The 4,723-nt window shown below is 60.1% G+C and carries 2 protein-coding genes; both read right to left on the reverse strand.

Going from position 1 to position 4,723, the window contains the following annotated elements; all coding sequences use genetic code 11:
* Nucleotides 1-147 precede the first annotated feature (147 nt).
* Nucleotides 148-2,613, reverse strand: coding sequence for a TonB-dependent siderophore receptor (locus QMX98_RS32525; RefSeq protein ID WP_282411969.1), 2,466 nt, complete (start codon nt 2,611-2,613; stop codon nt 148-150).
* 260 nt (nt 2,614-2,873) lie between these two features.
* Nucleotides 2,874-4,523, reverse strand: coding sequence for a cyclic peptide export ABC transporter (locus QMX98_RS32530; RefSeq protein WP_083374651.1), 1,650 nt, complete (start codon nt 4,521-4,523; stop codon nt 2,874-2,876).
* Nucleotides 4,524-4,723: the final 200 nt, after the last annotated feature.

Consider the following 4,723-nt stretch of genomic DNA (forward strand, 5'->3'; position numbering starts at 1 on the left):
CCTACAGGTTGGCGTCGAGTTGTGGCATGGTGCCAACCTGTAGGAGCGAGGCTTGCCCGCGAAGGCGGACTCCCATTCACCACAAAATCCCTGGCCAAAAAATGCCCGCATCTGACGACACGGGCATTTTTCATTTCAGCTCACGACTCAGAAATCATACTTCGCGGTGACCTGCACGTTACGCGGCTCGCCGTAGAACGTGGTGTCGAAGTTGCCCAGGCCCGTCAGGTAGTTTTTGTCGAAGACGTTGTTGGCATTGACGGTGAAGCTCAGGTGGTCGTCGTACTGGTAACGGGTCATCAGGTCCACGAGGGTGTAGCCACCTTGCTTGATCTGGGTGTAGTCGCCCGCGCTGGCGCTGTAGATCTTGCCGTAGAACGCGCTCTGCCAGCTCACGCCGCCACCGACGGTGAACTGGTTCATCACGCCCGGCAGACGGTAGGTGGTGAAGGTACGAACGACGTGTTCAGGGCGCGTGGTGGACAGCGGGTAGCCAAAGATCCGTTGCTCGTCCTGGTCACGGGTCCGGGCGTAGGTGTAGCCCGCGGACAGGTTCCAGCCCTCGGCCAGTTCACCGGCCAGTTCCAGTTCCACACCTTTGGTGGTCGCGCCGTCGATGGCTTTGTAGATACCTTCGTTGGTGACCGGGTTGGTGCCGATCGATTCAGCGACGTTGTCCTGTTCGATGCGGAAGAAGGCCAGGCTGGCGTTCAGCTTGCCTTCGAAGTAGGCCGCTTTCAGACCGGCCTCGTAGGCGTTGCCTTCAACCGGCTGCAGGGTCGAGCCGTTGGCGTCCTTGTAGATTTGCGGCTGGTAGATATTGGTGTAGCTGGCGTACGCGGAGTACGTGTCGTTGAGGTCGTAAACCACACCGGCATACGGGGTGACGACGCCGTGTTCCTTGTAGCTGGCGTGGGTGTCGGTCTGGTTGGCGCCCGGGTTGTAGTTATAGTCTTCGTTGTACTTGAAGGTGCTCAGGCGGGTGCCGAGGATGAACGACAGGTCATCGGTCGGGCGCAGGCGCGTGGCCAGGTAAACGCCGTTCTGGCTCTGGGTACGTTCGTATTTGCCGTTCTTCGGGAATTCCTGTTTCGGCAGTTCGCCGTTCCAGTCATAGATGCTGCCGGGCACTTGGGAGAACGCACTGGTGTCGTAAGTCGAACCGGTCTGGCGCGAGTGGGACGCCATGACACCGGCGACCAGTTCGTGCTCGCGACCGCCCAGGCTGATGGGGCCGGAGACGTTCACGTCAGCGGTGTTCTGCACGCGATGACCTTCCCAGCGACCCCAGTAAAGGAACATGCCTTCACCGGTGGCGCGGTCCGGGTTGCCGCCGCTGGCCGAGGCCAGTTGGGTGTCGTGATCGGTGGTTTTCTGGTCCAGGCTGACTTTGAGTTTCCAGTCATTGGCCAGCGCTTGCTCCAGCGATGCAAAGTAGGTGGTGCTGTCGAAATCACGACGGCTCCAGTCGGCCGCCGGGTTGAAGTGACGCGGGAACTCGGTACGGCCGCCATCGGCGAAATATGTCGGGTTACCGGTCCACGACGAACCGCGCGGGGTGGCGCTGGATTTGTCGATGCCGAAGGTCAGCAGGGTGTCGTCGGTCAGGTCGGCTTCGAGTACGCCGTAAAACAGGTCTTTCTTCTGGCTGTAGTGATCCAGGTACGAGTTGGCATCCTGGTACGTGGTGACGAAGCGACCGCGGACGTTGCCGGAATCAGTCAGCGAACCGGAAATATCACCTTCAGCACGGTACTTGTCCCAGCGGCCGGCGGTGGCGCTGACCGAGGCCTTGAATTCCTTGGTCGGCTTCTTGCGGATCAGGTTGACCGTGGCGGACGGATCGCCGGTGCCGGTCATCAGGCCGGTAGCGCCTTTGATGACTTCGATGTGGTCGAGGCTGGCCGAGTCGTCGCTGTTGTTCGGGTTTTCACCGTACACACCGTCGTAGATGGTGTTGACGCCATCGTACTGGAAGTTGGTGATGGCCTGGCCACGGGCGGAAAACTCGGTACGGTCACTGTCGTACTTCTGCGACGTGATGCCCGGGGTGTTGCGCAGTGCGTCACCGACGCTCTGTACACCACGGTCGTCCATTTGCTGGCGCGTCACCACGGTCACCGATTGCGGCGTTTCGCGAAGGGTCAGCGGCAGCTTGGTCGCGGTGGTGGTGGCGCCGGTGGTATAGGAGTCGGTGTCTTCAGTGGTCAGGCCCAGGGCCTGGCCGGAAATCGTGGTCGCGCCCAGTTGCAGGCCCGAACCGCCGCCGGAGACCAGCGTGACGCTGTTGCCGTTGATCTGGAACGAAATGCCGGTGCCTTTGAGCAGGGCGCTCAGGGCTTCGGAGGGCTCCAGCGAACCTGACACTGCACGGGACTTGATACCCGCCACCTGATCCGGGCTGTAGAGGATCTGCAGGTTGGTTTGCATGCCCAGCTCGGTCAGCGCGTTGGAAAGCGGCTGGACGGCAATGTTCACTTTTACAGGTGCAGCATTGGCCATCGAGCTCCCCAGCAAGGTGGCGGTCAGCAGCACGCTGGTAAACAGGGTGCGATGCAATGTCGGGCGCTGTACGGCCTGCGCGAGAGGTGTGCGGCGTGGTAGAGGTCGCATTACTTACCTGAGCTCCTGAAAAGTGGGGTGCAGAGTTTTTGTTAATAAGAATGATTATTAGACGCGGCGCGAAGCAAAAACCGGAAAGAAAGACGTCAATTAATTTTCAGAAAGAAGAAACCGTGGCGAGGGGTTCGCCCAAATGTCGGCCCGTTAAGAGAAACAACGGTGGGAGCGAGCCTGCTTGCGATGGGGGTATTTCATTCACCATTGAAGGTGACTGATCCACCGCTATCGCGAGCAGGCTCGCTCCCGCAGGGTCAGGCCGGTGCCAGCTCGGTGACGACCCGGCCGCTCTCCATGCGCACCAACTGGTCGGCCACGTCGAAGTAACGGTCATCGTGGGAGATCACGATGATGGTTTTGCCCAGGCGCTTGAGGTCCGGCAGCAGCTCGGTGTAGAAAATCCGGCGGAAGGTCGGGTCCTGGTCGGCCGCCCATTCATCGAACACCAGCACCGGGCGTTCTTCGAGCCAGGCATTGACCAGCGCCAGGCGCTTGCGCTGGCCGGTGGAAAGGTCGGTGGTGGTGAAATTGCCGTCCTTGACGCTGACCTTGTGCGCGATTTCCAGGCGTTGCAGGTATTTGTTGGCGTCTTCGGGGATGTGCGTGTCGCCCTGGACCACGTCATCGAACAGGTAATAATCAGCGAAGATTGTGGTGAACAACTGGCGATAGTCATCACGATTTTGCGCATCAATCGCCTCGCCGTTGACCCGGATCTCGCCCTGTTGCGGGGTGTACAAACCCAGCAGTAACTTGATCAGCGTGGTCTTGCCGCAACCGTTCTCACCGACAATAAACGTGATGTCGCCTTGCTTGATCGTCAGGTTGACCGGGCCCAACTGGAAGGGTGCAGCGCCTTCGACAGCCGGGAAGGCGAAACGCACATCGGCCAGTTTCAGTTCGTGCACGGCTTGCTTGACGTTGCCCTGATCGCTGAGCAGCAAGTGCGGCTCAGGGGTGGAAAACTGCTCGGACAACTCGGCGATCCGGCGGAAGGCGATCTGCGCACGGCTGACAATCGGCAACGTGCTGATCAAATGCTCCAGCGGGCCTTTCATATACAACAGCACCAGCACGAAGCCGCTCATCACGGTCTTGTCGGCGCTTGGCCAGAAGGATTGCAGCGCCAGCACCAGGCCGATGACCACGAAGAACAGCATCGAGCCGAAGGTCTTGGCGATCACGAAGGTGTTGACCGAGCGCACCTGGGTCTTGCAGATGAAATCGGCTGTCGCCTTGATCCCCGACACGAACATGCGTTGGCGACGCGGACGGTGGATTCGTAGTTCCTTGGCGCCATCGGCAATCGCGTTGTAGTGCTTTTGCAGCTCGTCTTCAGCGTCACGGGCGGCCATGAAACCCTGCACACCCTTGCTCTGGGCGTAAGCCTGGATCGCGGTGCCGATCAGGATCGCGGCGACCATGATCAGGAACATCGGCCACGACAGGATGGCCAGGTAACCCATGCAACCGAGGGTCACGGTGAGGGAAATCGCCAGGGGGGCGAAGGCGAAGGCGAAGTCGCTGATGGTATCGACGTCGTGGGTCAGGACCGGAATCAAGCGGTGGCTGCGATAGCGTTCGATCTGCTCGATGGGGGCCGACAGGACTTTTTCACCGAGCTGTTTGCGCAGCCTGGCAATGATGTGCTGGCCGACGTAGTTGGTGCCGATGTCCGAGCAGATCGAGCTCAACAGCGCCAGCAGGCACAGGCCGGCAAACAAGGCGACTACGCCTTGGGTCAGGCCGGTGTCCGAATGCAGGGCGTTGTTGATGGTCGCCAGCAGTACCGTGACACTCAAGCCGCCGACCATGCCCAGGAAAATGGACGCGGCGACGATGAGTCGAAACGGTTTCAACAGGGCGAACAACTCGCCGATGGCGCCACGGGGAGGCTGGGTCATGGAAGACAGTTCCTTGGGTATAAAGGCAGATACCCAGTAGAACGTCTGATCGAGGGGTTAATTTACAGGGTCGCCGACTGGCGGCGTTCGCCGGGCATAGCGAAAATACCTGACACCACACTAAACCTTGTGGGAGCGAGCCTGCTCGCGAAAGCGGTGAGTCAGCCGACATCAATGTCGACTGTTAAACAGCCTTCGCG

This window comes from Pseudomonas sp. PS02303, assembly GCF_029959925.1.
Lineage (GTDB): Bacteria > Pseudomonadota > Gammaproteobacteria > Pseudomonadales > Pseudomonadaceae > Aquipseudomonas > Aquipseudomonas mandelii.

Coding starts and splice junctions, on each gene's coding strand:
- QMX98_RS32530 (WP_083374651.1), bottom strand. CDS start 4,523: ATGACCCAGCCTCCCCGTGGCGCCATCGGCGAGTTGTTCGCCCTGTTG.
- QMX98_RS32525 (WP_282411969.1), bottom strand. CDS start 2,613: ATGCGACCTCTACCACGCCGCACACCTCTCGCGCAGGCCGTACAGCGC.